This is a genomic window from Streptomyces sp. NPDC052236 (assembly GCF_044548015.1).
Lineage (GTDB): Bacteria > Actinomycetota > Actinomycetes > Streptomycetales > Streptomycetaceae > Streptomyces.
In genome coordinates, this window is the sequence record NZ_JBIUBL010000010.1 from 58,855 (window position 1) to 85,780 (window position 26,926).

The following is a 26,926-nucleotide window of genomic DNA, read 5'->3' on the forward strand; positions in this document are numbered from 1 at the left end:
ATTGTGCTGCTGCATACGACCACTTGGGGCGAGGCGACCGTCTCGCGCTCCTCGGTCACGGGATCATGGCCGACCACCGCACCCGGCGGAGGGTCGGGCCCGCGCTCGCCGGCAAGGGGTACCGCGTCATCGCCGTCGATCTGCGCGGCCATGGCGCGAGCGCCCACGACTCGTACAGTCGGAGTCTCTTCGCCGACGACCTCGTGGAGACGCTGCCCGCCGGCGCCGACCTGGCCATAGGCCACTCTCCCCCATAGCCTTCGGCATGGGTGGGGGTCCCCCCAGGCCCCTGGGCCGAGGGGGAGTACCCCCATCGGAGGCCTCGCGCTCTCGCTCGCCGTGGAGCGACTCGCGCCTCTGCGCGCCGTCTACTCCGATCCCGCCTGGCGGCTGCCCCCTCCCGAAGAGGGCACGGGACCCGAGCAGTTCGCCGGGGCCAAGACGCGCGAGCGGGCTCAGATCGCGGCGATGAATCCGCGCTGGGACGCGGTGGACATCGACATCGAGGTGGAGACCCTGAAGGCCTGGGACGAGGCCACCGCGTTCGGCATCGCCGATGTCTTCGGCGCGGATCTGCTGCCGGTGCGGCCGGTGGTGCCGCCCTCGCTCGTGACGCTCGCGGGTCCGAGCCATCTCATCTCCCCCGCCGACGCAGCGGAGTTGGCGCGGCGCGGCTTCGAGGTCCGTACGGTCCGGGGCGCGGGCCACACCATCCACCGTGACGACTTCGACGGCTTCATGACCTCACTGGACGGCTGGATCTGACGGGCTCGCCTATGGGTAGGCTCCGTGCCATGGACGACGGGGACGAGTCGATGGTGGGGCTGCTCGGGCGGGTGACCGGCACGGTCGGGCCCGGGCTCGTCGGCGAGGTGATCGTCCGCATCCGGGGCGGGGCGGAACATTTCCTCGCCTATCCGGCCTCCGCGAAGGACCGTATCGAGACCGGCACCGTGGTGACTGTCGTGGAACATCTACCTCCACGTACCGTCTATGTCATATCTGCGTACGACAGTTGAGAGTCACCCCGTTCGAAGAGGACACTCCCGCTCATCCGGTGCCGAGCGGCGCCGGGCGAAGGGGGATGTGCGATGGACAACATCGGCCTCGCGGCGGGACTCGTACTCGCTGTCATCATCATTCTGATCGGCCTGTTCAAGCTCATGTGGCGAGTCGCCGAGCCGAACGAAGCGCTGATCATCTCGGGTTCCAAGCACAAGACCGAAGGTCTGGGCGAAGGCATGGGATTCCGTATCGTCACCGGCCGCGGCACGCTGGTGATGCCGGGAATCCAGGCGGTACGCAAGCTGTCGCTGGATCTCAATGAAACCCAGCTGTCCGTGGACTGCGTGACCCAGCAGGGCATTCCACTGAAGGTGGTCGGGGTGGTCATCTTCAAGGTCGGCGACGACTTCGTGTCGATAGCCAACGCCGGACGCCGTTTCCTCGACCAGCAGAAGCGGATGGCGGAGCGCGTCCACAACGTCTTCGCCGGGCATGTGCGGTCCATCGTCGGCGGGTTGACGGTCGAGGACATGATCCGCGACCGGGACAAACTGACCGGCCAGACCCGGGCGGCCTGCGGCACCGAGATGGAGAAGCTCGGGCTGATCGTGGACTCGCTGCAGATCCATGAGATCGAGGACCCGACCGGCTACATCAAGAATATGGCCGCGCCGCACACCGCCGCGGTCCAGCGGGACGCCCGTATCGCGCAGGCCGAGGCGAACCGGCTGGCGACGGAGGCCGAACAGCAGGCCGCGGCCCGGATGTCGGAGGCGACGCGGGACAGCGAGATCCTTCAGGCGGGCTATCAGGCGGAGCGCGACAACGCATCGGCGAAGGCGAAGCAGGCGGGCCCGCTCGCGGAGGCCGCCGCGCGCCAGGAGGTCGTGGTCCAGATGACCCGGGTCGCCGAGCTGGAAGCGCGGCGTCGTGAGCAGCAGCTCCAGGTGGATGTGCGCAAGCCCGCGGACGCGGCGGCGTACGAGAGGCGGACGCTCGCCGAGGGCAAGCGGGACGCCCGTATCTCGGAGGCCGAGGCGGAGGCGAAGCAGACGGAACTGGCGAGCGCCGCGAAGGCCGCGGCGATCCGGCTCACGGGTGAGGCGGAGGCCGCGGCGAACCAGGCGCGCGGGCTCGCGGTGGCCGCGTCGGTGCGGGCGAAGGGGCTCGCGGAGGCCGAGGCGATCAAGGCGCGGGCGGCGGCGCTGGCCGAGAACCAGGAGGCTGTGGTCGCCCAGCAATTGGCGGAGAAATGGCCGGAGATCGTCGAGGCGGGCGCGGGAGCGTTCAGCAACGTCGACCACATGATCCTGCTCAACGGCGCCGACGGAATGTCCGAGATGTTCGCGAAGGCACTGACCATGGGGGGTACGGGGCTGGGGCTCGCGCGTCAGCTGCTGTCGACCATGAACCAGAACGGGGACCTGGGCGGTGCCGGCGGGAATGGCGCGGTGCCGTCCGTGCCGTCCGTCAGCGAGAAGATCCCGGTGACGGACGAAGGGAAGAACGGAGGGAAGAAGTGAGTCCCGCGAACGTGCGGCGGAAGGCCGCCGGCGTGGGTCCATCCCCCGTACGGTCCAGTACCGCGAAGACGATCTGCTCGAAGTGCCCGGCGAACCGGCCATCCCCGGTGAGCAGCGTGTGGAACGCGCCCGCCACGGCCTCGGGGTCATTGCGGAAGACCCCGCACCCCCAGGCCCCCAGCACCAGGCGCCGGTAACCGCGCCCGGCCGCCGTCTCAAGAACCCTCTCGGCACGGGAGGCGAGGGCGGCCGGGATGCGGTGCGCCTGGTCGGGGATACGGCTGCTGATCACCCCGGCGTTCGGCGCGGCCGAGGTCAGGAAGCCGACGGTGTACGGAGCGTCGAGCAGCCGTCCGCGGTCGTCCCGGAAGACGGGGACGCCCGGGGAGTAGATCACCCGATCGGTGTAGAAGGGGCTGCGGTCGGCGCGGTGGTGGTCGTAGAACTGGGGCGCACGCAGGAGTGTGGCGTACAGCGCGGACGCGCGGCAGAGGGCTTCCTCCTGGGCCTGAGCGCCGTTGAGGTAGCCGCCGCCGGGGTTGCGCGCGGAGGCGAAATTCAGGACGGCGACCGGCCCCTGGTCTATCGGCCCGGTCAGGCGGCGGGCCGCTTCCGTGCTGCTCTCGGCGGTGACCTCGAAGGCCGTCCCGCGGTCGGTGTCCGGGACGACCGCGACGGCCTCCGGCCCGTACATCCGGGTGCCCGTCAGCGCGGCGCTCACCTCGGGTCCGATCACCACCTCGCGCCCGTCGGAAGCGAAGTAGCGGCCTGTTTCGACGACCTCCTCGGTCTGCTTCGCGATCCCCCGCAGTCGTGCGCTCATGAGGACATCGTCAGGCCCTGGTGATCGCACGGCAACCGGTTTTCCGACCGGCTGCGCGCCGCGAGGGGCACTCTTGTGCGAAGCGGCGGGCGTGGCTTTAGGTTGGTGGATGCCTTCGACAGGAGAAAGATGATCATGCACCCGCCCGATACAGGTGAGTACGACCGGCCTATCGCCGAAGGCGAGGCCGAGGACCTGTTGCGCTGCATCTGCTTCAAGACCGGGCCGCCCACCACGGTGGGCGTGGAGGTGGAATGGCTCGTTCGAGAGCCGGACCACCCCCACCGCCCCGTCCCCGCCGACCGTCTCGATTCCGTCTACGACCAGGTACGTTCTCTGCCCCTGAAGTCCGCGCTCACCGTGGAGCCGGGCGGCCAGCTGGAGCTCAGCTCTTCGCCTGCCGCCTCCCTGATGGAGTGCATCGACTCCACCGCCGCCGACCTGGACGCCGTACGCGCGGTGCTCCGCCCGGCAGGCCTCGCTCTCACCGGACTCGGGCTCGACCCCTGGCAGCCCCCTCGCAGGCTGCGCCACGAACCCCGCTACGACGCCATGGAGGCGTATTTCGACCGGACAGGTCCGTCCGGCCGCGCCATGATGTGCGGCACCGCCTCCGTCCAGGTCTGTCTGGACGCGGGCGAGGAGGAACCCGGCCCGCTGGGGCACGGGCGGCGCTGGCAACTCGCGCATCTGCTGGGCGCGGTGCTGCTGGCGGCGTTCGCCAATTCCCCGGCGCGGGAGGGCCGCCACACCGGCTGGCGGTCGACCCGCCAGGCCGTGTGGGCCGCGCTCGATCCCGTACGGCCGACCGCGCCGCCACTGCACCGGGAGCCGCGGTCCGCGTGGGCCGCGCATGTGCTGGACGCGCCGGTGATGTTCATCCGCGGCGCGGTGGCGGACGGGCCCTGGGCCGTGCCGGACGGGCTCACCTTCCGGCAGTGGATACACGTACGGGCGCCGCGCCCGCCGACCCGGGAGGATCTCGACTACCACCTGACCACGCTCTTTCCACCCGTACGGCCGCGTGGGCATCTTGAACTGCGCATGATCGACGCGCAGTCCGGCGATGACGGCTGGATGGTGCCGGTCGCCGTCACCACCGCGCTGTTCGACGACGCCGAAGCGGCGGAGACGGTGTACCGCGCCGTCAAGCCGCTGGCGGAGACGGCGGGCGCGCGGGCCGCGCCGCACAATCCGCTCTGGGTCCATGCCGCCAGGGACGGCCTGACCGATCCCGAGCTGCACGCGGCGGCGGTGACCTGCTTCGCCGTCGCGCTGGACGCGCTTCCCCGCGTCGGCGCGTCGCGCGCCGTGCTGGACGCGGTCGCGGGCTTCAACGAGCGCTATGTCCTGCGGGGCCGATGTCCCGCCGACGAGCTGCGTATCCCCTCCCTCGGGTCCCTCGGGAAGGAACTGACCACATGACCGAAGACCTCCGGCGGCGCGCCTTCGAGGCGCTCACCGCCGCTCGCTCCCGCACGTCCACGCTCACCTCGTGCGTGGACGATGACGAGCTGATCGCACAGCACTCCCCGTTGATGTCCCCGCTGGTGTGGGACTTGGCGCACATCGGCAATCAGGAGGAGCTGTGGCTGTTGCGCACGGTCGCGGGGCGTGAGGCGCTGCGGCCCGAGATCGACTCGGTCTACGACGCGTTCGAGCATCCGCGCGCGCTGCGGCCCACGCTGCCGCTGCTCGCGCCGGCCGAGGCACGGGCGTACGCCTCGGACGTACGGGGCAGAGTCCTGGACGTCCTCGACAAGGCCCCGCTGGAGGGCGGTCACCGGCTGGTCGACGCGGCGTTCGCCTTCGGGATGATCGCCCAGCACGAGCAGCAGCACGACGAGACCATGCTGATCACGCACCAGCTGCGGAAGGGGCCGGTCGCACTCACCGCGCCGGAGCCGCCCGGGCCGGCTGGGTCGGCTGGGTCGCCTTCGGGCAGCGCGCGAGGCCTGGCGGCCGAAGTCCTGGTACCTGGTGGTCCGTTCACGATGGGCACCTCCACCGAGCCGTGGGCGCTGGACAACGAGCGGCCCGCGCACCAGCGTGTCGTACCGGCGTTCTTCATCGACACGGTGCCGGTGACCTGCGGCGCGTACCAGGCTTTCATCGAGGACGGCGGCTACCGGGAGCGCCGCTGGTGGGCGGCCGAGGGCTGGAACCAGATCAGGCAGCACGACATCGCGGCGCCGCTGTTCTGGCGACGCGAGGGCGACCAGTGGCTGCGCCGCCGCTTCGGGGTGACCGAGGTGGTTCCGGCGGACGAGCCGGTGCTGCATGTGAGCTGGTACGAGGCGGACGCGTACGCCCGCTGGGCGGGCCGGCGGCTGCCGACGGAGGCCGAATGGGAGAAGGCCGCCCGCCACGATCCCGTCTCGGGCCGCTCGCGCCGCTTCCCCTGGGGCGACGCGGAACCGTCGCCGTCGCAGGCCAACCTGGGCCAGCGCCATCTGCGGCCCGCCGCGGCGGGAAGCTACCCGGAGGGGGAATCGCCGTTCGGTGTCCGGCAGCTGATCGGGGACGTGTGGGAGTGGACGTCGAGCGACTTCCTGCCCTATCCGGGCTTCGCCGCGTTCCCGTACCGCGAGTACTCCGAGGTGTTCTTCGGCGGGGAGCACAAGGTGCTGCGAGGCGGTTCGTTCGCGGTGGACGCGGTGGCGTGCCGCGGAACGTTCCGCAACTGGGACCTGCCGGTGCGCCGCCAGATCTTCTCGGGTTTCCGCACGGCGCGGGACGCGAACGGGGAGGCGTCGTGACGGCGCGGAGCCGGGGCGGGGAACCTGTCCACGTGGTACGCCGCGCACCCGTGCCAGGGCACGGCGACAACACCTTCTGGCACGTCAACGCCCGGGTGCGCCAGGTACCCGCGCCGCCCCGGCACGACGCCGGCTTCGGGACGCGGCCGGCGGCCCGCGGATGCAACCGGCCAGAACGGACAACGGGCAGTACGGTCGGCCGCACCGCCCCGCCCCGGGGGCCCGCAGCTGCGAACTCGCCCTCGAACGCGTCGGCACCGGGTACGACAGGCGCCCACGGCGCCGCGTGGTGCGCCGCGCACCCGTGCCAGGGCATGGCAACGGCTTCCCCGGACGCGTCGGCGCCGGGCCCCGGCGACCCGCACGCCTGTGGGGCCGGACACCCGTGCAGCCACGGCGCGACCCTGCGGCCACCGGAACCGGAGAGCGGTCGCGGACCCGGCCGGCTCCGGGGTACGGCGCCCCGGATCCGGGCTGCGGCAGCAGCGCAGTCTGCGCCGCGCACCCGTGCCAGGGCGCGGCGACAACACCTCCTGGCGCGTCAACGCCCGGGTGCGCCAGGTACCCGCGCCGCCCCCGGCACGACCCGCACCCCCGGACCCGCACTCCCCCGAAAGGCGCCCCACTGATGTGCCGCCATCTCGCGTACCTCGGGCCCCCGCTGCCCCTCGGTGCCGTTCTCGTACAACCCGCCCACAGCCTCTTCCGGCAGTCCTGGGAGCCCCGGCGCCAAGCCCACGGCACTGTCAACGCCGATGGCTTCGGGGTCGGCTGGTACGCCGAGGGTGATCCCGTGCCCGGCCGGTACCGGCGTACCGGGCCCATCTGGGCCGATCTCTCCTTCGGCGATCTCGCCCGCGTGATCCACAGCGGGGCCGTGCTCGCCGCCGTCCGTGATGCCACCGAGGCGGGCGCGGACGGCGAGGCCGCAGCCGCGCCGTATGCCGACGGGGCCTGGCTGTTCAGTCACAACGGCGCGGTCAGCGGCTGGCCCGGCAGTCTGGCGGCGCTCGCCGTGACGCTGCCCGCCGCCGAGCTGCTCGCGATGGAGGCGCGCTGCGACTCCGCGCTGGTGTGGGCGCTCGTGCTGCACCGGCTGCGCCTGGGCGACGAGCCCGGGCAGGCGCTCGCCGACACCGTCCGCGATGTCGCCGAGGCCGCGCCGGGGTCCCGGCTCAATCTACTGCTCACCGATGGCGAGACGATCGCCGCGACCACCTGGGGCGACACCCTCTGGTACCTCGCCGAGCCCGGCCGCCGCACGGTCGTCGCCTCGGAGCCGTACGACGACGATCCGCACTGGCGAGAAGTGCCGGACCACACCCTCCTCGCCGCCACCCGCACCGATGTTCTGCTGACCTCGCTCAAGGAGCCCACTCAGTGAGCCCGTTCCTGCTGACCCGTACCCTGCCCGAGGACGCGACGGACGCCGCGCTGCGGGCCGACGTGCTGCACGGCCTGACCCGTACGCCCAAAGAGCTGCCGCCGAAGTGGTTCTACGACGCCCGCGGCAGCGAGCTGTTCGAAGAGATCACCCGGCTGCCCGAGTACTACCCGACCCGCGCCGAGCGGGAGATCCTCGTCGCCCGCGCACCCGAGATCGCCGCGGCGACCGGCGCGCGCACCCTGGTGGAGCTGGGCTCCGGCTCCTCCGAGAAGACCCGGCATCTGCTGGACGCGTTGCCCGCCCTGCACAGCTACGTGCCGGTCGATGTCAGCGAGAGCGCCCTGACCGGCGCGGCGCGGGCGCTGGTGGACCAGCGGCCCGAGCTGAACGTCCACGCCCTGATCGCGGACTTCACGCACGGGCTCGCGCTGCCCGGCACCCCGGGGCCGCGGCTGGTCGCCTTCCTCGGCGGCACCATCGGCAACCTGCTGCCCGCCGAACGCGCCGCGTTTCTGCGCTCCGTACGCTCGCTGCTCGCGCCCGGCGACGCGCTGCTCCTCGGCACGGACCTGGTGAAGGACGAAGACGTCCTGGTCCGGGCGTACGACGACGCGTCCGGGGTGACGGCCGCCTTCAACAAGAACGTGCTCCTGGTCATGGCCCGCGAGCTGGGCGCGGACTTCGACCCGGACGACTTCGAGCATGTGGCGCTGTGGGACCGGGAGCGCGAGTGGATCGAGATGCGGCTGCGGGCCCGCTCCGCGGTGACCGTGAAGATCCCCGAGCTGGGTCTGGTGGTCTCCTTCGAGGCGGGCGAGGAACTGCGTACGGAGATCTCGGCGAAGTTCCGTCAGGAGGGTGTACGGAGTGAGCTGGCGGAGGCGGGGATGGAGCTGACGCATTGGTGGACGGACAGGGAGGGGAGGTTCGCGCTGTCCCTCGCGACGGCCGGCTGAGCGGCGGCAGTCGGCCGAGCTGTGACAGTCGTGTGAGCGGTGGCAGCCGTGTGAGCGACAAAGCCCGGCCACGACGCTGCGAGGCCCGACTGCGCCGCCCGCGCCAGTGAGCGGCGGTCGGGGCAGCTCCCCGCGGGGATGACCGGCAGCAGCCGGATCTCCGCGGTGAGCCCGCCCGCCGCCGCGACCCGCCACAGCGACACGACCAGCGGATCATCGCCGACGAACGCGGCTGCCCCGGTGGGCAGATACGTGATGCGTACGGGCTGTACGGCCACGCCCGCGTCCAGCGCCGCCTGGAAGACGGCGTGCCGGAATCGGCCCTGGTCGCGCCCGCACCAGGTGGAGCCTTCGGGGAAGGCGATGACCCGCGACCCGCCGCCCAGCGCGGCGGCTATCCGGCCCACGGTGGCGGGCAGCATGCGGAGCCGGTCGCGCTCCACGAAGAGTGTGCCGCCCCAGGCGGCGAGCGGCCCGAGGACCGGCCAGCGCCGGACCTCGCTCTTGGCCAGCATCCGTCCGGGCAGGGCCGCCGCGACCAGCGGTATGTCCAGCCAGGAGATGTGGTTGGCGACGACCAGCGCCCCCCGGGGGCCGGGCGGGCCATCCGTACGGCCGCCCACGATCCGTATCCGTACGCCGAAGGCACGCACCACCACGCGCGCCCACCGCCGGGTCAGCCGGTCCCGGACCCGTACGTCCAGCAGCATGGCCACCGGCAGGAACAACAGGCCCACGGCCACGGTCAGCGCCCCGGCGAGCAGCCGGGCGGCCGTGATCAGCGCGCCGACCGCCGGTCCCGGGTGCAGCGCGCAACCCTGCGGGGTGCAGGGCGCGCTGGGCAGCCAGGCGCTCATCGTCCGGGGGCGAGGGAGAGGAAGTGCCGCAGGTAGCGCGGGTCGGTGCGGCGCAGCGACAGCAGTACGTACAGGTCGGCGACGCCGAAGTCGGGGTCGTGGGCGGGCGCTCCGCAGACCCAGGCGCCGAGCCGCAGATAGCCGCGGAGCAGCGCGGGCAACTCGACGCGGCCGGCGGGCCCGGCGGGCCGCACGACGGTGTCGGGGTTCCAGAGGCGGCGCGGGGTCACCCAGTACTCCTCGGGGGCGAGGTGCTTGGCCTTGACGGTGTCCCAGGCGGCAGCGGCGACGGTGCCGCCGTCGGCGAGCGGGATCGAGCAGCAGCCGGCCAGCCAGGTGTGCCCGGTCCGGTCCATATAGCGGGCGAGACCTGCCCAGATGAGGGCGATGACGGCGCCGTTGCGGTGCAACGGGTGGACGCAGGAGCGGCCCAGCTCCACCATGTCGTCACGGATCGGGGAGAGCCTGGTGAGGTCGAACTCGCCCTCGGAGTAGAGCCTTCCCGCGACGCGGGCGCGTTCGGGCGGGAGCAGCCGGTAGGTGCCGACGACCTCTCCGGTGCCGGCCTCGCGTACCAGCAGGTGGTCGCAGTACGCGTCGAAGGCGTCGATGTCGAGACCCGGCTCGGGGCTCTCCAGCAGGGCGCCCAGCTCACCGGCGAAGACCTGGTGGCGCAGCCGCTGCGCGGCCCGTACGTCTTCCTGGTCGCGGGCGAACGAGACGACATAGCGGGGCTCGGGCGGCGGCGGAACGGGGAGGGTCGCGGCGAGAGCCACGGGGAGAGCCACGGGCGGAGTCGCGGGGACAAGCTCGGGGACGAGGGCGGGCAATGCGGACATGACGGACTCCTGTGCCGGGCGTAGGGGACGGACCGCGGCTGCGGCAACCCGACTCCTTACTTCTTCCGTGGCCGACTGGATTCGACATGACCGCCCGGCGGAGAAGGGATGTGCGACGGCTGAATGGCGGGGACCGCGCCTCGCGCATCGACTCACGGTGGGGCACCGTTGAGTGAACGCATCGAGAGGAGTGCCACAGCCATGCCGAACCACACCTACCGAGTCACCGAGATCGTCGGCACCTCACCGGAGGGCGTCGACCAGGCCATCCGCAACGGCATCAACCGGGCGTCGCAGACCCTGCGCGCACTGGACTGGTTCGAGGTGACCCAGATCCGCGGCCAGATCGCCGAGGGGCGGATCGAGCATTACCAGGTCGGGCTCAAGGTCGGCTTCCGGCTGGAGGACAGCGACTGAGGACAACGACTCAGGACAACGACTGACGAGTCGGCCTGCCGGGTCACGTACGGCCCTCGCGCTCCTGGGCGTCCCTCAGCGCCTCGGTCACGTCGGGCGCCCAGCGAGCCCGTACGACCGGGAAACCGGCCCGCTCAGCGTCCACGCACACCAGCTCGTCATCGTCCACCAGCATCCGGAACTCCCGGTCCCGGGTCAGCCCCCGCAGGATCTCCAGCTTCGTCCGGCGCGCGGGCCTGCGGTCGTCGTCGCGCCGCATGAACAGCCTGCCCTCCGGGAGCCCCTGCGCCGCCAGCCAGTCGAGGGTGTCCCGGCGGCACCGCTCCGGCCTGCCGGTCAGGTACACGACCTCGCACTCCTCGGCCGCCGCGAGACACAGCTCGACGCCCTTGGCCAGCGGCGGGTCCTGCGGCGCCGCCGCGAAGAAGGCGTCCCAGTCGCGCGGCCTGCGCTCCAGGAAGCGCTGCCGGTGCCCGGCGTCGGAGAGCGTCCCGTCGAGATCGAAGACGGCCAGGGGTGGTCTGCTGCTGTTTCGCGTCACGCGCACAGCGTAGGCAGCGTGGTGGGAATCCTGGCGCGGCGGGGGCGTTGCACTGTGTGTGAGCTCAGTGATCGCTTCCACCCGCTTTTCCGTACTCGACCGTTCCCGCACCCGCGAGGGCCACGACGGGCCGGGGGCGCTGCGCGACACCGTGCGTCTCGCGCAGGAGGCGGAGGCGCTCGGCTAGCACCGCTTCTGGGTCTCCGAGCACCACAGCGTGCCGGGTGTGGCGGGCTCCGCGCCGACCGTGCTGGCCGCGGCGGTCGCCGCCGCGACGTCCACGATCCGGGTCGGCACCGGCGGCGTGATGCTCCCCAACCATCAGCCGCTCGTCGTCGCCGAGCAGTTCGGGGTTCTTGAGTCGCTCTTCCCCGGCCGGATCGACATGGGCCTGGGCCGCTCGGTCGGGTTCACCGATGGGATACGCCGGGCGCTGGGCCGGGACAAGAAGGACGCGCAGGACTTCCCGGCGCGGTTGGCCGAGTTGCTGAACTACTTCCTGGGGGCTGGGGGTCAGGTCCACGCCCGCCCGGCGGAGGGCTTGCGTGTCCCGCCGTATCTCCTGGCGACCGGCGAGGGCGCGCGGATCGCGGCCGACGCGGGGCTGCCGCTGGTCATCGGCGACTTCCGGGGCCGCGACAGGATGCTGGCCGCCATCGACGCCTACCGCCGCGACTTCCGGCCGTCCGCCTGGTCGGAGCGGCCCTATGTCGTCGTCTCCGGCACGGTCGCCGTCGCCGGCACGGAGGAGGAGGCGCGGCGGCTGCTGACACCGGAGGCCTGGTCGCTGGCCCACTCCCGTACGCACGGTGTGTTTCCGCCGCTCGCCCCGCCGGAGCGGATCGAAGCACTGGCGATGACGGCGAAAGAGCGCGAGTACTACGAAGCCGGGCTCACCGGCCATATCGCGGGCACCGAGGAGCAGGTCACCGGCGCGCTGGAAGCCGTGGTGAAGGACAGCGGAGCGGACGAGGTGCTGGTCACCACCAGTACGTACGACCGCGACGCCCTGCTCGACTCCTTCCGCCGTCTCGCCCGCGTCGCCGGCCTCGCTAGCGCCTGACCTTTCTGGTGGCCCGCAGCCACTCCTTGTTCATCGCCGCGATCGACGGCAGTGGGATGCCCTTGGGGCAGGCTGTGGCGCAGGCACCGGTCAGGGTGCAGCCGCCGAAGCCCTCGTCGTCCATGGTCGCGACCATGTCGAGCACCCTGGTCTCGCGCTCGGGCGCGCCCTGCGGCAGCACATTGAGGTGGTTGATCTTCGCCGAGGTGAAGAGCATGGCGGAGCCGTTGGGGCAGGCCGCGACGCACGCGCCGCAGCCGATGCACTCGGCGTGCTCGAAGGCGTAGTCGGCGTCGGGCTTCGGCACCGGCGTGGCGTGGGCCTCGGGCGCCGAGCCGGTCGGGACGCTGATATAGCCGCCCGCCTGGATGATCCGGTCGAAGGCGGAGCGGTCCACGACCAGGTCCTTCACCACCGGGAAGGCCGCCGCCCGCCACGGCTCGACGTCGATCGTGTCGCCGTCCTTGAACGACCGCATATGGAGCTGGCAGGTGGTGGTGCGCTCCGGGCCGTGCGCGTCGCCGTTGATGACGAGGCTGCACGCGCCGCAGATGCCCTCGCGGCAGTCGTGGTCGAAGGCGACAGGATCGTCCCCTTTGAGGATCAGCTCCTCGTTGAGGGTGTCGAGCAGCTCCAGGAACGACATGTCCCGGGAGATCCCGTCGACTTCGTACGTGGCCATGGCGCCGGGTGCTTTGGGGTTCCGCTGACGCCATACGCGCAGGGTGAGCTTCATGCGTAGCTCCGCTGAGTGGGGTGGACGTACTCGAAGACGAGGTCTTCCCTGTGCAGGACGGGTGCCTCGCCGGTGGCGGAGAACTCCCACGCGGCGGCGTAGCAGTACTCCTCGTCCCGGCGGGCGGCTTCGCCGTCCGGGGTCCGGTGCTCCTCGCGGAAGTGGCCGCCGCAGGATTCGGCACGGTGGAGTGCGTCGAGGCACATCAGCTCGGCGAGCTCCAGATAGTCGATGATGCGGTTGGCCTTCTCCAGCGACTGGTTGAACTCCGCACCGGTGCCCGGCACTTTGATGCGCCGCCAGAATTCCTCGCGCAGCCGCGGGATCCGGTCGAGCGCCTTGCGCAGGCCCTCTTCGGTGCGGGCCATGCCGCAGAACTCCCACATCAGTTCGCCGAGTTCGCGGTGGAAGGAGTCGGGGGTGCGGTCGCCGTCGACGGCCAGCAGCAGATTCAGCCGGTCCTCCGTGTCGGCGAGCAGCACGGTCACCACCGGGTGCGAGGCGTCCACGGGCTCCGGGTCCGCGTACGGGGCGGCGCGCGCGAGATAGTCGCTGATCGTGGCCGGCAGTACGAAGTACCCGTCGGCGAGGCCCTGCATCAGGGCGGACGCGCCGAGGCGGTTCGCGCCGTGGTCGGAGAAGTTGGCCTCGCCGATCGCGAAGAGGCCGGGGACGGTGGTCCGCAGGTCGTAGTCGACCCACAGCCCGCCCATGGTGTAGTGCACGGCGGGGTAGATCCGCATCGGCACCTCGTACGGATTCTCGGCGGTGATCCGCTCGTACATCTCGAAGAGATTGCCGTACTTCTCCTCGACCGCTTCCTTCCCCATACGGCCGATGGCGTCGGCGAAGTCGAGGTACACGCCCTGCCCGCCGGGGCCGACGCCGCGCCCCTCGTCGCAGACGTTCTTCGCGGCGCGCGACGCGATGTCGCGCGGGACGAGGTTGCCGAAGGAGGGGTAGATCCGCTCCAGGTAGTAGTCACGCTCGTGCTCGGGGATCTGGTCCGGCGGCCGGGTGTCGCCCTGCGCCTTCGGCACCCAGATACGGCCGTCGTTGCGCAGCGACTCGCTCATCAGCGTCAGCTTGGACTGGTGGTCGCCGGTGCGCGGAATGCAGGTGGGGTGGATCTGGGTGAAGCAGGGGTTGGCGAAGTACGCGCCGCGCCGGTGGGCCCGCCAGATGGCCGTGGCATTGCTGTTCATGGCGTTGGTGGACAGGTAGAAGACATTGCCGTAGCCGCCGGTGGCCAGTACCACCGCGTCGGCGAAGTGGCTGGAGACCGCGCCGGTGACCAGGTCGCGGGCGACGATGCCGCGCGCCCGCCCGTCGATGACTATCAGATCGAGCATCTCGGTGCGCGCGTGCAGGGTTACGGTGCCCGCCGCGATCTGCCGGGACAGCGCCTGGTAGGCGCCGAGGAGCAGTTGCTGTCCCGTCTGGCCGCGGGCGTAGAAGGTACGGGAGACCTGGACGCCGCCGAAGGAGCGGGTGTCGAGGAGTCCGCCGTACTCGCGGGCGAAGGGCACGCCCTGTGCGACGCACTGGTCGATGATCTCCACCGAGATCTGGGCGAGGCGGTGGACGTTCGACTCACGGGCGCGGAAGTCGCCGCCCTTGACGGTGTCGTAGAAGAGGCGGTGGATCGAGTCGCCGTCGTTGCGGTAGTTCTTGGCGGCGTTGATTCCGCCCTGGGCGGCGATGGAGTGCGCCCGGCGCGGGGAGTCCTGGTAGCAGAACTGCTCGACGTGGTAGCCCTGTTCGGCGAGTGTCGCGCCTGCCGCGCCGCCCGCGAGGCCCGTGCCGACGACGATGACAGTGTGTTTGCGGCGGTTGGCGGCGTTGATCAGCTTGGCGTCGAAGCGGCGGCGGTCCCAGCGTTCGGCGATGGGGCCCTCGGGGGCCTGCGTGTCGGTGATCGGCGCGCCGGTCTCGTATGCGGTGTAGTCGGTCATGTCAGCTCACGACTCCGGTCATGACGGCGACGGGTACGGAGATGAAGCACACGGTCAGCGTCAGCGCGAGGAGGTTGGCCACGGTCTTGAGGACGCGGTCGCGGGTGGCGTTGCCGACGCCGAGACTCTGGGCCGCGCTCCAGAAGCCGTGGCGGATGTGCAGCCCGACGGCGAGCATCGCGACGATGTAGATGACGTTGCCGTACCAGGTGGAGAAGGTCGCGACGACGTTCTCGTACGGATGGCCCGGCTGCGCGTTCTCGTTCACCGTCAGCGTCGTCAGGTCCAGCAGGTGCCAGACGATGAAGAGCACCAGGATGATGCCGCCCCAGCGCATGGTGCGGGTGGCGTAGTTCGCGCGGCGCGGCTTGTGCGCGTACGGGGTGGGCCGGGCCCGTATGTCACGGCGGCTGAGCTGGTACGCGGCGACCGCGTGCGCCACGACGGACGCGAGCAGCGCCACGCGGACGATCCACAGGCCCCACTCGTAGTGCAGGACGGGCTCGCCCATGGTGCGCAGCCAGTGGCCGTACGCGTTGAACTCCCCCGGCCCGAAGAAGACCTTGAGGTTGCCCAGCACATGCGCGATCAGGTAGCTGAGCATGATGAGCCCGCTCACGGCCATGACCGTCTTCTTGCCGAGGGTCGATCGCCAGAAGGTGGGCGGGAGGGGCGGTTTGCGGGGCGGTTTGCGATCGGACCGCGTTGCCAGAGCCATGGGACGAAACGCTAGAGCGTAGGTGGGCGAGAGGTCCAAGACATGATCTGGCTCAATTCCATAGGTAGTGGCTATGGTGGCGGGTATGCAGTTTCAGCAGCTTGTCTACTTTGTGGCGGTCGCCGAGACCCGCCACTTCACGCGGGCCGCCGAGCGGGTCCATGTCGCCCAGCCGTCGCTCTCGCAGCAGATCCGGGCACTGGAGAAGGAGCTGGGCGCGGAGCTGTTCAGCCGGGCGCGGGGCAATATCGCGCTCACGGACGCGGGGGAAGCGCTGCTTCCGCTGGCGCGGCGTATCCTCGCGGACGCGGATACGGCCCGGCAGGAGGTTCAGGAGCTGGCCCAGCTGCGGCGGGGCCGGGTCAGGCTGGGCGCGACGCCCAGTATCTGCACGGGGCTGCTGCCGGAAGTGCTGCGGACCTTCCACGATCTGCATCCCGGCATCGAGCTGCTGATCGAGGAGAGCGGTTCGCACGATCTCGTACGGGAGCTGGCGCGGGGCGCGCTGGATCTGGCGCTGATCGTGGAGCCGCTGCCGCCGGGGTCGCCGGCGCTGACCACGGTGGAGCTGCTGCGGGAGGATCTGGTCGTGGTGTCCTCGGCGACGGCGGCGACTACGGCGGGGCCGCGGGGGCCGGTGCGGATCGCCGATCTGCGCGATCAGCCGCTGGTGATGTTCCGGCACGGCTACGACCTGCGCGAGCTGACGGTCGCCGCGTGCCGCGCGGAGGGCTTCGAGCCGCGGTTCACGGTGGAGGGCGGCGAGATGGACGCGGTGCTCGGTTTCGTACGGGCGGGGCTCGGCGTGGCGGTGGTGCCGAGCATGGTGGCGGAGGGGGCGGGTCGGGGTCTGCGGGTTACGGCGCTGGCGCGGCCGGGGCTGCGGCGGACGATCGCGCTGGCGCACCGGAGCGATGTGGCGCCGCCGCGAGCGGCGCGCGAGCTGCAGCGGGTGCTGCTGGCTCGGGGGCGGCGGGGTGCGGGTGGGTGACGGTGCGGGGTGACCGGGCGGGTGCCCGGGCCCCTTGCGGCGGGTGCTGACCGCCGTCTGAAGGGCACGCCCTTCGGGCGTGCCCTCAATCGCCGGACGGGCTTGGGTTGGGCCCCGCCCAGCAGTCCGCTGACTGCTGACCGCCGTCGAAACGGCACGGCCTTCGGCCGTGTCCTCAATCTCCCCCTACGCCTAGCGGCGTGGGTGGGGGCACCTCCCACGCCGCCAGGCGTAGGGGGAGTACCCCCAGACGGGCTTGATGGTCCGCCGGACGGGCTGAAATAAGCCCGCCCGGCGATTGAGGGCGAAACGGCTACCGGACGGCCCCGGTCATACCGCGTCGGACAGGACCAGGCTGTGGATTCTGTCCGGCGCGCCCGGGCGCGCGTAGTACCAGCCCTGGGCCGTGTCGCAGCCCAGCATCCGCAGCTGCTCCGCCTGCGCGCCCGTCTCCACCCCCTCCACCGTCACCGCCAGTTTCAGGCTGTGCGCCAGCGAGACGATCCCCTCCACGATCTTCAGGTCGACCGGGTCCGCCGGGTGCCGCTGCATGCCCTGCGTGAACGAACGGTCCAGCTTCAGCACACTCACCGGCAGCCGCCGCAGATTCGCGAGGTTCGAGTAACCCGTGCCGAAGTCGTCGAGCGCGATGTCCACGCCCATCTCCGCGAGTTGGCGCAGCGGCTTGAGCAGGTCCTCGTTGGCGCCGATTAACGCGGACTCGGTCACCTCCAGGCACAGCGCGCCCGGTTCCAGACCGGACCGCTCAAGGACGTCCACCGTTTCGGCCACCAGCCCGGGGTGGTGCAGCTGGGCGGGCGAGAGGTTGACGTTGATCCGCAGCGGGCCGCCGTCCGAGTGTCGCTCCTGCCAGAACCGGGCCTGGCGTACGGCCTCCTGGAGTACCCAGCGTCCCAGCGGCACGATGAGGCCGGTGTGCTCGGCGAGCGGAATGAAGTGGTCCGGGCCCAGGACGCCGTGCTGCGGATGGCACCAGCGCACCAGCGCCTCCGCCCCGTGCACGCTCCCGTCGCCCATGTGCACCAGCGGCTGGTACTCGATGAAGAACTCACCGCGTTCCAGCGCCGCGGGCAGCGCGTTGGTCAGCCCGTGCCGGGTGATGGCGCGGGCGTCCGCCTCCGGGTCGGCGAGCTCGAAGCGGTTGCCGCCCGCGGCCTTGGCCCGGTACATGGTGATGTCGGCGCTGCGCAGCACCTCCGCCGTCGTGCGTTCGCCCGCGGGCCCCTCCACGATGCCGATGGAGCCGCGTACGGTGAACTCCCGGCCGTCGACAGGGATCGGCGAAGCGAGCGCGCCGAGGATACGGCCCGCGAGGTTGTCGACCTCGCGCTGCGTGTCCGGTCCGGTGGTCAGCGCCACGAACTCGTCGCCGCCGAGCCGGGCCACCATCTCGCCCGGCGCGGTGGCGCAGCTCTGCAGCCGGTCCGCGACCTCCACAAGCAGCCGGTCCCCCGCCGCGTGGCCGAGGCTGTCGTTGATCGCCTTGAACCCGTCGAGGTCGAGGTAGCACAGCCCGAAGCGGGCGCCGTCGCCCGCGGAGAGAGCCTTCTCCAGCCGTTCGAAGAACAGCGTCCGGTTGGGCAGCCCGGTCAGCGCGTCGTGCGTGGCCTCGTAGCGCAGCCGCAGATTGAGCAGCCGGCGTTCGGTGGTGTCCTCCATCAGCGCCAGCTGGTACTCCGGCTTCCCGTCGGCGTCCCGCAGCAGGGACAGCGTCAGGTTGGTCCAGAGCACGGTGCCGTCGTTACGGTAGAACGGCTTCTCCACCCGGAAGTCCTCGCGCTCGCCGCGCACCAGCTCCCCGTACAGCTGCCAGACGTGTGGCCGGTCTTCGGGGTGTGCCCAGTCGGTCACCTTCCGGCCGCGCACATGGTGTTCAAGACCGCCGAACATCTTCGTGAGGGTCTCGTTCACCTCCAGCACATTGCCGTCGAGGTCGGCGATCCCGATGCCGATCGCGGCCCCCTCGAAGACCGCGCGGAACCGCGCCTCGGTGGCGTGCAGCGCCTGGACCGCGTCGCTGCGGGCCCGCATCGCGGAGCGCGCGATGGCCTCCTGTTCGCTCAGGGTGCGTTCCCGCAGCGCCTGGGCGAAGCCCGCGGCCAGCGCGTGCTGGAGCCGGGCGCAGCGGGCCCGGCTCTCCTCGGCTGTCTGCTCGGATTCACCGGCTGGGTCACAGCCTCCGCAGTACAGGACCAGATACGAGTCGACGACGCCGAGCGTGCGGCTGAGCGCGTCGGGGTCTGTGCAGTGGGCGGCCACCAGGGCACCGCCCACACGGTGCGCGGCCGGTGCGTCGAGGGGGTGCGCGTGCAGCGACTCCCTCAACTTCCGGGCCAGCGGCAGCAGATGCTGTTCGAACTCGGGCCGGGTCAGCGACGTCGCCGTCACCGGGAAGATGGCCCGGCTCCAGATCGTCGCGAACCGCCGGAGTCTGTCCTCCAGGTCGTCCGGGTCCGCTTCGGAACCCGACTCCTGCGCCGGCGCCGTCACGCCTTGCGCCCCACCCCGGCGAAGCCCGAGAAGGCGTATGGGTCCTCCAGTTCGGCGGGAGTGTCGGGATGCCAGTGCGGCATGGAGACCAGACCGGGTTCGACCATCTCGTATCCCTCGAAGAAGCGCGCGATCTCCTCGCGCGAGCGCATGACCAGCGGATTGCGGATATTGCGGTAGACGCCGACCGCGCGGCTCGCCTGTTCCTCGGAGACCGGTACTCCGTCGTAGGCGGCGTGGGTGAGGATGATCATGCTGCCGGGGGCGAACGCGTCGCGCAGCTCGGCCACCGCGCCCAGCGGATCGTCGGCGTCCTCGAGGAAGTGCAGCACGAAGACGAGAAGCAGGGCCACCGGCCGCTTCAGGTCGAGCAGTCCGGTGACCTCGGGGCTGTCGAGTATCGTCCGCGGTTTGCGCAGATCGGCGGAGAGCACGGTGGCGTGGTCGTCGCCGTCCAGGACGGCGCGGCTGTGCGCGACGGCGACCGGGTCGTGGTCGACGTAGATGACCCGGGAGTCAGAGGTGGCCTGCTGCGCCACCTCGTGGACGCTGCCGAAGGTCGGGATGCCGGAGCCGATGTCGAGGAACTGGGTGACCCCCTCACCGACGGCGTGGCGCACGGCCCGGCGCATGAACGCGCGGTTGGCCTGCATGATCTTGGGAAGGCCCGGCATGAACTCCATGGCCTTGCGGGCGGCTTCCCGGTCGACTTCGAAATTGTGCGAGCCGCCCAGGTAGTAGTCGTAAATACGGGACACACTCGGCACCGATATGTCGATGCCCGGCGGGGCCCAGGCCGGACGCTCCATCATGTCTCCAACAAGTCGCCACGGGGGAGTTCGGCCATGACCATGGCCAGTTGTTCGAGCCGAGGCTACTGATCGACCGCCAAGAGAGCGAGCCCAAACGGAAAATAGCGGTCCGTTCTTGGTCACACGCCAGTGGCATAGAACAACCGGCCCGCCTCACGCGGGGGGCGTGAGACGGGCCGGTGGACCGGAGCGCGGCGTGGGGACTACTTCGGCGCTCCGACCATCTTCCCCTCGGGGGACATCGCGTACCAAGTGCCGCCGACGCCCTGACCGTTGGTGTCACCGGGCTTCTTGTCACCGGCGAACGTGTACATCGGCCAGCAGTCGATGGTCTGCTGCTTGAGCCCGTCGGGACGGTTGAAGACGACGTTGCCCCTGCCCTTCTCCTTGGGAACGACGATGCCTTCCATGTCGCTCGCGTCGACAGGGGCGACGACCGGCCACTTCTTGAGGCAGTCGTCGAGGCAGGCCGTCTTCATGGGCCAGGCGGAGTCCTTCTCGAAGCGGTAGACCGTCATACCGTTCTTGTCGACGACGATGTCACCCAGCTTCGGGTCCTTGCGGACGGAGAGTCCGGCCTGGTCAGCGGGGGCTGCCGCGTCCTCGCCGCCGCCGGCCTCGGCGTCTTCCGCGCCGCCGCTGGCCTTCTTGCCGTCGGGCGCTGACGCGTACCAAGTGCCGCCGACGCCCTGGCCCTTGGTCTCACCGGGCTTGGTGTCCTTGGCGTAGCGGTACATCGGCCAGCCGCCGATGGTGAGCTGCTTGGTGCCGTCGGCGCGGGTGACCTCGCCGATCAGGGAGGCGTCGGTGCCGGGGGCCGCCGAGGCGCCGCCCGCGGAGACGACCGGCCAGGCCGTCGCACAGTCGTCCACGCAGTTCGACTTCGGCGGGCTGGCCGTGTCCTTGTCGAAGCGGTAGAGGGTCATGCCCGCACTGTCGGTCACTACCTGGCCGAGTTCCTGGCTGTCCAGGACGGCCAGCTGACCGGCGGGCTTCGCGACGGCGGCGGCACCCTGAGCGGCGGCACCGGCTCCCACGTCGGCGCCATAACCGCTGTCCGCGGGCTGCCCGGCGGGATTGGCGACGCCGACCGCCTGCCCGTTGGGGTTCTCCGATCCCTTCTCCTGACCGCACGCCGTCGTCAGCGTGAGTACGGCCGCCGCAGTCACCGCGAGCGAAGCGTTACGCCAGGTGTTCATGTCCACTCCATGTTGTCCATCGATCCTGATGCGACGCCAGCGCGCCGGTTGTTGGTCCTAGGTACGGACAGGAGGGAGGGCTGCGTTCAACGCATGGGAAAAAAACTTCGGAGCCACACCGGAACCGCACTGCGAACCGCCGACGCGAACCGCCGAAATCGCACTTTCTCCGGGGGAATTGCCCCAATCCGAGAATGGCTGAATCGCATCTCCCCCGGAGGCTCCGCTGGTTACTCACCTGCTCAACCACCCCAGAGAACCGAAGTGGTCGTGCAGCAACCGACGCCGCGACACGCCCACGCTGTCCCCCGTCCGGCGTACGACGGTCCCCCATTCGCGCGACAGGGATCGCGGGCGGCGGATGTCGCTCCTAGCGTTTCCGGTGCATCGAGGTGCAATCCCTGACATGTGCGGAAATGGGTTCCGCAGCTGCCCCTCGGAGACCGGAGGCTCATCATGCGCGCGATACGTGTCGCATCCGCCGCTCTGCTGGGAGTGGCCTCACTCGCATTTACCGCCCCCACCGCTTCCACCGCCGCCGCGGCCAACGACAGCAGAGTGACGCAGCCCTTCTTCACCGTCATCCCCTCGACGGTCTCGCCGGGCGGCCGGGTCACCCTGTCCGCCAGCGGATGCACCACCACGGCGACCGCCACATCCGGCGTCTTCGACGCCGTCACCATCAGCGCGGGCACCTCGGCGACTGCCGTGATCGACTCGGACGCCAGGCCGGGGGCCGTGTATTCGGTGCAGTTCGCCTGCGGATCGCAGCGAGGGACGTTCGACCTCACCATCGCGGGCGGCGGCAGGGCCACCGCGACCATCAGCTCCACCACCCTCGCCTCGCCCGGGGCGGTCAGGGGCGGTCTGGGCGGCAGCATGCACCAGGTGAGCGCCGAGGAGCTCGCCGCGGGCACCGCGCTGGTCCTGGTCGCGGCCACCGGCACCGTCTATGCCGTACGCAGGCGCTCCGAGAACCGTCAGCACTGAGAACCGCTCGTCGCCCCGAGTCCTGGCCGGGACTCGGGGCGACGAGCGGTCTGGAGGTTCGTTCGTTCGGCCGGTCAGGCCTTGCCGCTGATCGAGCGGCGGCGACGGGCGATGAAGACACCGCCGCCGATGGCCGCCGTGGCCGCGAGCCCGGCGCCGACCGCCATCTCGATGCTGCTCGGGCCGATCGAACCGCCGAGGCCGCCGAGCGCGCCCCGGGCGGCAAGCACGGTGAAGTTGGTGGTCGCCGTCGCCGATCCCGGGTTCTGCCGACAGGTGACGGTGAGGGTGTAGTGACCCGGCGACGCGTTGTTGTAGATCCGCGCGACACCGGTCGAGACACCGCCGCGGCCCGGGGTGAGTTCGGCGTGCGCAAAGGCGCTGGACGTGGCCGAAGCTCCCCGGGAGCAGCCGTGGACCGTGATGGTGAGGGCACCGCCCTGGTGGACCGAGCGCGGGTTGATGGTGACGTGGATGGCGTTGCCGTGCCGGCCGTCGCCACCACCGTCACCTCCACCGTCACCTCCACCGTCACCTCCACCGCCGGGCCGGCCACCGTCGCCACCGCCACCGCCGCCATCACCGCCACCAGCGGGTCGGCCACCGTCGCCGCCACCGCCGCCATCACCGCCATCACCGCCACCAGCGGGTCGGCCACCGCCACCGCCGCCGTCACCGCCACCACCACCGGGCCGGCCACCGTCGCCGCCACCGCCGCCGTCACCGCCACCAGCGGGTCGGCCACCGTCGCCGCCACCGCCGCCGTCACCGCCACCACCACCGGGCCGGCCACCGCCACCGTCACCGCCGCCACCACCACCGGGCCGGCCACCGTCGCCGCCACCGCCGCCATCACCACCAGCGGGCCGACCACCGTCACCGCCGCCTCCGGCGTTCTGGCCGCCACCGCCACCACCACCGCCGTTCTGGCCGCCACCGCCACCACCACCGCCGTTCTGGCCGCCACCGCCACCACCACCGCCGTTCTGGCCGCCATCGCCGCCTCCGGCGTTCTGGCCGTCGCCACCGGCCGGCCGGGGAACGTCGCCGCCCGCGACGGCCGACGGGCCAGAGAGCCCAAAGGCCACGCAGGCGGTGGCGGCCACTGCGAGAGCGCGTGAAGCACGCATCGTGGAACCTCCTATGGAAGACGCCCCAAAGCGGCGCTCCGGGAAATTCGACGAGTACGCCTTCCATGACGAACCCTCACTGGGCCGGTGATTCGATGCATTTCGGCGCTGGTCCACCCCAGTGAGGCGACACGCCGCCGACGCGCCGAGCGACCTGACGGACCCGCAGGTCACAGACCGTCAGAAATTTTATCTGCCCGATTACTCGGATGGGCCATCACCACAGACCACCGCCACCCGTTCGCCTCTCCCTTCTCGCCGCCTCCGCGATGCGCACTTAGCGTGACTGCACAACCCGGACGAAAGAGAATCAGGAGAATCATGGGCGAGGACTACACCGGCTCGGAGCCGAGGAAACGCTCGCCCTGGGGCGTGCTGGCTCTCATCATGCTCACTGGGATCGCCCTGATGAGGAACGGCGTGGATGTGGGCCTGGGACCGCCCCAGCCCGCGGCGGCCGCCTCACTGAACCGCCCCGACGGCGAGGTGTTCGCCCCGCCGGCGTCCCTGCGGACACTTCCGTACGCCCCTGTGGCGCGCGTGAAGATCCCGTCGATCAAGGTCGACGCGCCGGTCGTGGACGTGGGTCTGGACCCGGAGGGGTGGATCGAGGCGCCGCCGGGTCAGGATCCCAATATCGCCGGGTGGTACCAGAACGGCATCTCCCCCGGGCAGCGCGGCACGGCGGTCGTCGTCGGCCATGTCGACAACCAGTCGGGACCGGCCGTCTTCTACGGCCTCGGCTCTCTCACCAAGGGGCAGCGCATCGAGGTGGCCCGCTTCGACGGCCGTACCGCGGTCTTCGAGGTCTACGGCGTCGAGGTGTTCTCCAAGGAGGAGTTCCCCGGCGCCCGTGTGTACGGCGACAACGGCCGGGCGGAGCTGCGCGTGATCACCTGCGGCGGCGGCTACTCACAGTCGAACGGCTACCAGGGGAACGTCGTCGTGTTCGCGCGGATGGTCAAGACCGCCTGATCAGGATCACCGTCTCCGCTCAGCCGCGCGGAACGGTGATGCGGTATCCGGCGTCGATCAGGCTGGGCAGATAGCGGCGCAGCGCCGCGACGCTCTGCGAGCGCTCGCCGCCCGCATCGTGCGAGAGGACGACGACGCCCGGCCCCGCGCCGTCCAGCACGCGCCGGACGATGGCCCCGGTGCCCGGGCTCTGCCAGTCGAGGGAGTCCACGGTCCAGGCGAGCGGCTCCATGCCGAGCTGCGCGCCGATCTCGAAGGAGTGCTTGTTCCAGGCGCCGAAGGGGGCGCGGTACCAGAGGGGCGGCGCGCCCAGCACCTGTTCGATCACCTCGCTGGTACGGCCCAGCTCATCGCGGATCCCGGACGGCGGGAGCCGGGGGATCAGCGGGTGGGACCAGGAGTGATTGCCGACCACATGGCCGTCGTCGATCATCTCGCGGAGCAGATCACGGTGGACGGTGGCCAGCTCGCCGCATACGAAGAACATCGCGCGCGCCTCGTACGCGCGCAGCGTGGACAGGATGCCAGGGGTGTAGCGCGGGTCCGGCCCGTCATCGAACGTGAGCACCATGGTCCGGCCCGCCTGCGCCATCCGGAGGAAGGGGCGCCGGCGCACGGGCGGAATCGCCGGGCGGAATCCGGGCGTGGCGTACGCGGTCATGGGGCGCAGCCGGTGGGCCGAGGCCCTGACCGGCAGGCCCCCCGCGACAGCGGGCGGCCCCGCCGGTCCGGAGACAACGGCCGGGCGGGGGCTTCCTGCCGGGCGCGGGGCGGTCGTTCTGCCGGGAGTGCCGCCGGGAGTGCCGCCGGAGGTCTGCACCCACTCGCCGACGACCAGGCCGGCGGCGGCCCCACCGAGGCAGGCGGCGATCCGGAGGAGGTTCCGCCGCGCCGGAGTCGTCTGATCCTTTTTCATGACTAACTGCTCGCATGGCTGCGGCTCGGGGTGCCTTCCCCACACCGGCCGCGTGGGCGAAACCACCCCATGGGAGCAGCGGCCTGCCGGGACCCCCAGCGCCTCAATCGCCGGCGGGGCTTGAAGTGCCGGGCCACCGGCAACTCAAGCCCGTCCGGCGATTGAGGACCGGGGGCCTGGGGGCGGAGCCCCCAGTTACGGGAAAGGGCGGGGTGGGGAACAGGCCCGCCGCAGGCGCCACCCGCGGCGTAGGCCAGGCTGGCGCCGCCGGCGAGACCCGCACCGTTCAGCGGCCCATGGTGAGCCCCTGCCGCCCCGCCCCCCGACTGAGCACCACCGCGCGAATCGCCGACTGCGCGTCGCGATACTCCGCCCTCCCCGGGTCCCGGCGCAGCTCCGCCGGCAGATTGACGACACGCCCGGCGCCCGTGTCCATCCACTGCGGGATGAACTCCGCCTTCGTCACCGTCCACCGCCGCCCCTCCCGAGCCGGCGGCTGAAAGGTGAAGCGGCCGATGGAGCTCTGGTTGCCTCGCGGGTCCTCGGCCCCCGAGTGGTTGACCATCGGCCCCGCGATCTGGTCACCCATGCCGTAGACGACCCAGGTGCCGTTGACCTTCTCGTACCCCTGCGGAACATGGGCGTGCGTGCCGAGGATCAGGTCGATGTCGGGGCGGCCCTCCGTGGCAGCGGCGGTCAGGCTCCTGCCGAGCCGCAGTTGCCGCCGGTCGGGCTCGGGCTGCCACTCCGTGCCCCAGTGCAGGCTGACCACGACGACATCCGCACCCGCCCTGCGGGCGGCGCGGGCATCGGCGACGATCCTCTCCTCATCGATGAGGTTGACCGCCCAGGGCTCCCCGGCGGGCAGCGGATACCCGTTGGTGCCATACGTGTAGGCCAGCTGGGCGACCTTCGCGCCGCCCGCCCGCAGCAGCGCGGGGCGCGCGGCCTCGGCGGCGCTGCGGGCGGAGCCCGCGTGCTTGATGCCCGCCGTGTCGAGGGCGTCCAGGGTGCGGCGTACTCCGGCGGCTCCGTCGTCCAGCGTGTGGTTGGAGGCCGTGGAGCAGGCGTCGTAGCCGGTGGCGGCCAGCGCCTTCGCGACCTGCGGCGGGGATTTGAAGGTGGGGTAGCCGGTGTAGTTCCCGTTCTCTCCGTAGACCGTCTCCATGTGACAGATCGCCAGATCGGCCCGCGAGACGACCGGCTTGACGCCGGCGAGCATCGGCCGGAAGTCATAGTCGTCGCCGCCCACGTCCATGCGCGCGTCCGCCTTGGCCTGTTTGATGACGGAGGCGTGCGGGAGCACGTCACCGCTGGCGACCAGCGTGAAGGCACGCGCCGCGCCGGAGCCGCCGGCCGCGGAGGCGTCCGGGCTCCCGGACTCCTGGCGGTCGGCGGCCCGGTCCTGCTGCCCGGCGCAGCCCGCCGCCGCTGTTCCGAGCAGTACGGCGGCGACGCCGAGGGCCACCGCTTCCTGGCGCGTGCGCTGTGTCATCGGTCGGCTCCCTGGCAATGCGGTGAATTCAGAACGAAAAGAATATGACGCATAAATACGACAATTCGAATTCACAGGGAGGGCCGGATCGAGTCAAGCGACAAAGCCGACATAGTCACTGAGACGGAGCCAACTGCTCCAGTTGGCCGCGCCCGACCCGGGGTCGAGCCCACCTCGACCTCAGGTCGGCTCCGGCCGACCGTTCACCGCACCATTCGTCGCGCCGTGCGACCGCTCGCCGAAGACAATGGCGCACCGTCTGTCCCTTCGCGCCCGAATGCGTTCGTATACGCCACGTGGCAGCGATCTCAGCGCGAAAGGGTGTTGA

General features: G+C 71.2%; 26 protein-coding genes and 1 pseudogene. 14 read left to right on the forward strand and 13 right to left on the reverse strand.

Annotation, left to right across the window (positions count from 1 at the left end; translation table 11 throughout):
- Window positions 1–65 precede the first annotated feature (65 nt).
- The 4 genes from ACIHCQ_RS18480 (at window position 66) to ACIHCQ_RS18495 (ending at window position 2,528) form a co-directional block, all read left to right on the forward strand.
- Entirely contained in the window at window positions 66–257 is a 192-nt protein-coding gene (locus ACIHCQ_RS18480) for an alpha/beta fold hydrolase (RefSeq protein WP_399663202.1), read from the forward strand.
- Window positions 258–339: 82 nt separating this feature from the next.
- Complete coding sequence (locus ACIHCQ_RS18485; protein ID WP_399663204.1) at window positions 340–765, forward strand: hypothetical protein; 426 nt, start codon at window positions 340–342, stop codon at window positions 763–765.
- 50 nt (window positions 766–815) lie between these two features.
- Window positions 816–1,019 (forward strand): hypothetical protein, encoded by a 204-nt coding sequence (locus tag ACIHCQ_RS18490; protein ID WP_399663561.1) that lies wholly within the window; start codon window positions 816–818, stop codon window positions 1,017–1,019.
- Window positions 1,020–1,091: 72 nt separating this feature from the next.
- Complete coding sequence (locus ACIHCQ_RS18495) at window positions 1,092–2,528, forward strand: flotillin family protein (protein WP_399663205.1); 1,437 nt, start codon at window positions 1,092–1,094, stop codon at window positions 2,526–2,528.
- On the opposite strand, the gene ACIHCQ_RS18500 is transcribed toward ACIHCQ_RS18495, so the two are convergent.
- The gene (locus ACIHCQ_RS18500; protein WP_399663206.1) at window positions 2,476–3,351 is read right to left on the reverse strand and encodes a TIGR02452 family protein; all 876 of its coding nucleotides are present in this window, start codon (window positions 3,349–3,351) and stop codon (window positions 2,476–2,478) included. The two genes, ACIHCQ_RS18495 and ACIHCQ_RS18500, sit on opposite strands and share 53 nt — an antisense overlap.
- A gap of 135 nt (window positions 3,352–3,486) precedes the next feature.
- On the opposite strand from ACIHCQ_RS18500, the gene egtA reads away from it, so the two are divergent.
- The 4 genes from egtA (at window position 3,487) to egtD (ending at window position 8,453) form a co-directional block, all read left to right on the forward strand.
- Window positions 3,487–4,776, forward strand: a complete 1,290-nt coding sequence (gene egtA, locus ACIHCQ_RS18505; protein WP_399663208.1) for an ergothioneine biosynthesis glutamate--cysteine ligase EgtA — start codon at window positions 3,487–3,489, stop codon at window positions 4,774–4,776.
- On the forward strand, window positions 4,773–6,110 hold the full coding sequence (gene egtB / locus ACIHCQ_RS18510) for an ergothioneine biosynthesis protein EgtB (protein ID WP_399663209.1): 1,338 nt from the start codon (window positions 4,773–4,775) through the stop codon (window positions 6,108–6,110). The genes egtA and egtB overlap by 4 nt, the downstream gene beginning before the upstream one ends.
- Window positions 6,111–6,738: 628 nt before the next feature.
- Window positions 6,739–7,494, forward strand: a complete 756-nt coding sequence (gene egtC, locus ACIHCQ_RS18515) for an ergothioneine biosynthesis protein EgtC (RefSeq protein WP_399663211.1) — start codon at window positions 6,739–6,741, stop codon at window positions 7,492–7,494.
- Window positions 7,491–8,453: an L-histidine N(alpha)-methyltransferase gene (egtD, locus tag ACIHCQ_RS18520; protein ID WP_399663213.1), complete on the forward strand. Its 963-nt coding sequence runs from the start codon at window positions 7,491–7,493 to the stop codon at window positions 8,451–8,453. Before egtC ends, egtD begins: the two co-directional genes overlap by 4 nt.
- Here egtD and ACIHCQ_RS18525 read toward each other — a convergent pair.
- Window positions 8,348–9,310 carry a lysophospholipid acyltransferase family protein gene (locus ACIHCQ_RS18525; protein ID WP_399663215.1) on the reverse strand — a complete coding sequence of 321 codons (963 nt, stop codon included), beginning with the start codon at window positions 9,308–9,310 and terminating at the stop codon, window positions 8,348–8,350. The genes egtD and ACIHCQ_RS18525 overlap by 106 nt on opposite strands.
- Window positions 9,307–10,149, reverse strand: a complete 843-nt coding sequence (locus ACIHCQ_RS18530; protein ID WP_399663216.1) for a GNAT family N-acetyltransferase — start codon at window positions 10,147–10,149, stop codon at window positions 9,307–9,309. Before ACIHCQ_RS18530 ends, ACIHCQ_RS18525 begins: the two co-directional genes overlap by 4 nt.
- 201 nt (window positions 10,150–10,350) lie before the next feature.
- Between ACIHCQ_RS18530 and ACIHCQ_RS18535 the strand changes: the two genes are divergently transcribed.
- Entirely contained in the window at window positions 10,351–10,566 is a 216-nt protein-coding gene (locus ACIHCQ_RS18535) for a dodecin (RefSeq protein WP_399663218.1), read from the forward strand.
- Window positions 10,567–10,609: 43 nt separating this feature from the next.
- On the opposite strand, the gene ACIHCQ_RS18540 is transcribed toward ACIHCQ_RS18535, so the two are convergent.
- A complete protein-coding gene (locus tag ACIHCQ_RS18540; protein WP_399663220.1) occupies window positions 10,610–11,107 on the reverse strand; it encodes a hypothetical protein in 498 nt (165 codons plus the stop codon).
- Window positions 11,108–11,165: 58 nt separating this feature from the next.
- Between ACIHCQ_RS18540 and ACIHCQ_RS18545 the strand changes: the two are divergent.
- Window positions 11,166–12,170, forward strand: a pseudogene (locus ACIHCQ_RS18545) (LLM class flavin-dependent oxidoreductase).
- On the opposite strand, the gene ACIHCQ_RS18550 reads toward ACIHCQ_RS18545, so the two are convergent.
- From ACIHCQ_RS18550 to ACIHCQ_RS18560, 3 genes are read right to left on the reverse strand one after another with little or no spacing between them, the layout of a single operon-like run.
- Entirely contained in the window at window positions 12,160–12,906 is a 747-nt protein-coding gene (locus tag ACIHCQ_RS18550; RefSeq protein ID WP_399663222.1) for a succinate dehydrogenase/fumarate reductase iron-sulfur subunit, read from the reverse strand. The pseudogene ACIHCQ_RS18545 and the gene ACIHCQ_RS18550 overlap by 11 nt on opposite strands.
- Window positions 12,903–14,861, reverse strand: coding sequence for a fumarate reductase/succinate dehydrogenase flavoprotein subunit (locus tag ACIHCQ_RS18555; protein ID WP_399663224.1), 1,959 nt, complete (start codon window positions 14,859–14,861; stop codon window positions 12,903–12,905). The genes ACIHCQ_RS18550 and ACIHCQ_RS18555 overlap by 4 nt, the downstream gene beginning before the upstream one ends.
- Before the next feature lies 1 nt (window position 14,862).
- The gene (locus ACIHCQ_RS18560; RefSeq protein ID WP_399663226.1) at window positions 14,863–15,579 is read right to left on the reverse strand and encodes a succinate dehydrogenase; all 717 of its coding nucleotides are present in this window, start codon (window positions 15,577–15,579) and stop codon (window positions 14,863–14,865) included.
- Between the two features lie 85 nt (window positions 15,580–15,664).
- Here ACIHCQ_RS18560 and ACIHCQ_RS18565 point away from each other — a divergent pair, with 85 nt between their 5' ends.
- Window positions 15,665–16,570 (forward strand): LysR family transcriptional regulator, encoded by a 906-nt coding sequence (locus tag ACIHCQ_RS18565; protein ID WP_399663228.1) that lies wholly within the window; start codon window positions 15,665–15,667, stop codon window positions 16,568–16,570.
- A 330-nt stretch (window positions 16,571–16,900) separates the two neighbouring features.
- On the opposite strand, the gene ACIHCQ_RS18570 is transcribed toward ACIHCQ_RS18565, so the two are convergent.
- The 3 genes from ACIHCQ_RS18570 to ACIHCQ_RS18580 form a co-directional block, all read right to left on the reverse strand.
- Window positions 16,901–19,081, reverse strand: coding sequence for a putative bifunctional diguanylate cyclase/phosphodiesterase (locus tag ACIHCQ_RS18570; RefSeq protein ID WP_399663229.1), 2,181 nt, complete (start codon window positions 19,079–19,081; stop codon window positions 16,901–16,903).
- Window positions 19,078–19,890 carry an SAM-dependent methyltransferase gene (locus ACIHCQ_RS18575; RefSeq protein ID WP_399663563.1) on the reverse strand — a complete coding sequence of 271 codons (813 nt, stop codon included), beginning with the start codon at window positions 19,888–19,890 and terminating at the stop codon, window positions 19,078–19,080. Before ACIHCQ_RS18575 ends, ACIHCQ_RS18570 begins: the two co-directional genes overlap by 4 nt.
- 206 nt (window positions 19,891–20,096) lie before the next feature.
- Window positions 20,097–21,092 carry an SCO0930 family lipoprotein gene (locus ACIHCQ_RS18580; RefSeq protein WP_399663231.1) on the reverse strand — a complete coding sequence of 332 codons (996 nt, stop codon included), beginning with the start codon at window positions 21,090–21,092 and terminating at the stop codon, window positions 20,097–20,099.
- A 456-nt stretch (window positions 21,093–21,548) separates the two neighbouring features.
- On the opposite strand from ACIHCQ_RS18580, the gene ACIHCQ_RS18585 reads away from it, so the two are divergent.
- Entirely contained in the window at window positions 21,549–22,082 is a 534-nt protein-coding gene (locus tag ACIHCQ_RS18585; RefSeq protein ID WP_399663232.1) for a hypothetical protein, read from the forward strand.
- Window positions 22,083–22,156: 74 nt separating this feature from the next.
- Here ACIHCQ_RS18585 and ACIHCQ_RS18590 read toward each other — a convergent pair whose 3' ends face one another.
- A complete protein-coding gene (locus tag ACIHCQ_RS18590) occupies window positions 22,157–22,312 on the reverse strand; it encodes a hypothetical protein (RefSeq protein ID WP_399663234.1) in 156 nt (51 codons plus the stop codon).
- Window positions 22,313–22,495: 183 nt separating this feature from the next.
- On the opposite strand from ACIHCQ_RS18590, the gene ACIHCQ_RS18595 reads away from it, so the two are divergent.
- Window positions 22,496–23,203, forward strand: a complete 708-nt coding sequence (locus ACIHCQ_RS18595; protein WP_399663236.1) for a hypothetical protein — start codon at window positions 22,496–22,498, stop codon at window positions 23,201–23,203.
- A 330-nt stretch (window positions 23,204–23,533) separates the two neighbouring features.
- Complete coding sequence (locus ACIHCQ_RS18600; RefSeq protein ID WP_399663238.1) at window positions 23,534–24,187, forward strand: class F sortase; 654 nt, start codon at window positions 23,534–23,536, stop codon at window positions 24,185–24,187.
- A 19-nt stretch (window positions 24,188–24,206) separates the two neighbouring features.
- On the opposite strand, the gene ACIHCQ_RS18605 is transcribed toward ACIHCQ_RS18600, so the two are convergent.
- Together ACIHCQ_RS18605 and ACIHCQ_RS18610 are read right to left on the reverse strand one after the other, a co-directional pair.
- The gene (locus ACIHCQ_RS18605) at window positions 24,207–25,103 is read right to left on the reverse strand and encodes a polysaccharide deacetylase family protein (RefSeq protein WP_399663239.1); all 897 of its coding nucleotides are present in this window, start codon (window positions 25,101–25,103) and stop codon (window positions 24,207–24,209) included.
- 286 nt (window positions 25,104–25,389) lie between these two features.
- Window positions 25,390–26,598 carry a CapA family protein gene (locus ACIHCQ_RS18610; protein WP_399663241.1) on the reverse strand — a complete coding sequence of 403 codons (1,209 nt, stop codon included), beginning with the start codon at window positions 26,596–26,598 and terminating at the stop codon, window positions 25,390–25,392.
- Between the last annotated feature and the right edge of the window lie 328 nt (window positions 26,599–26,926).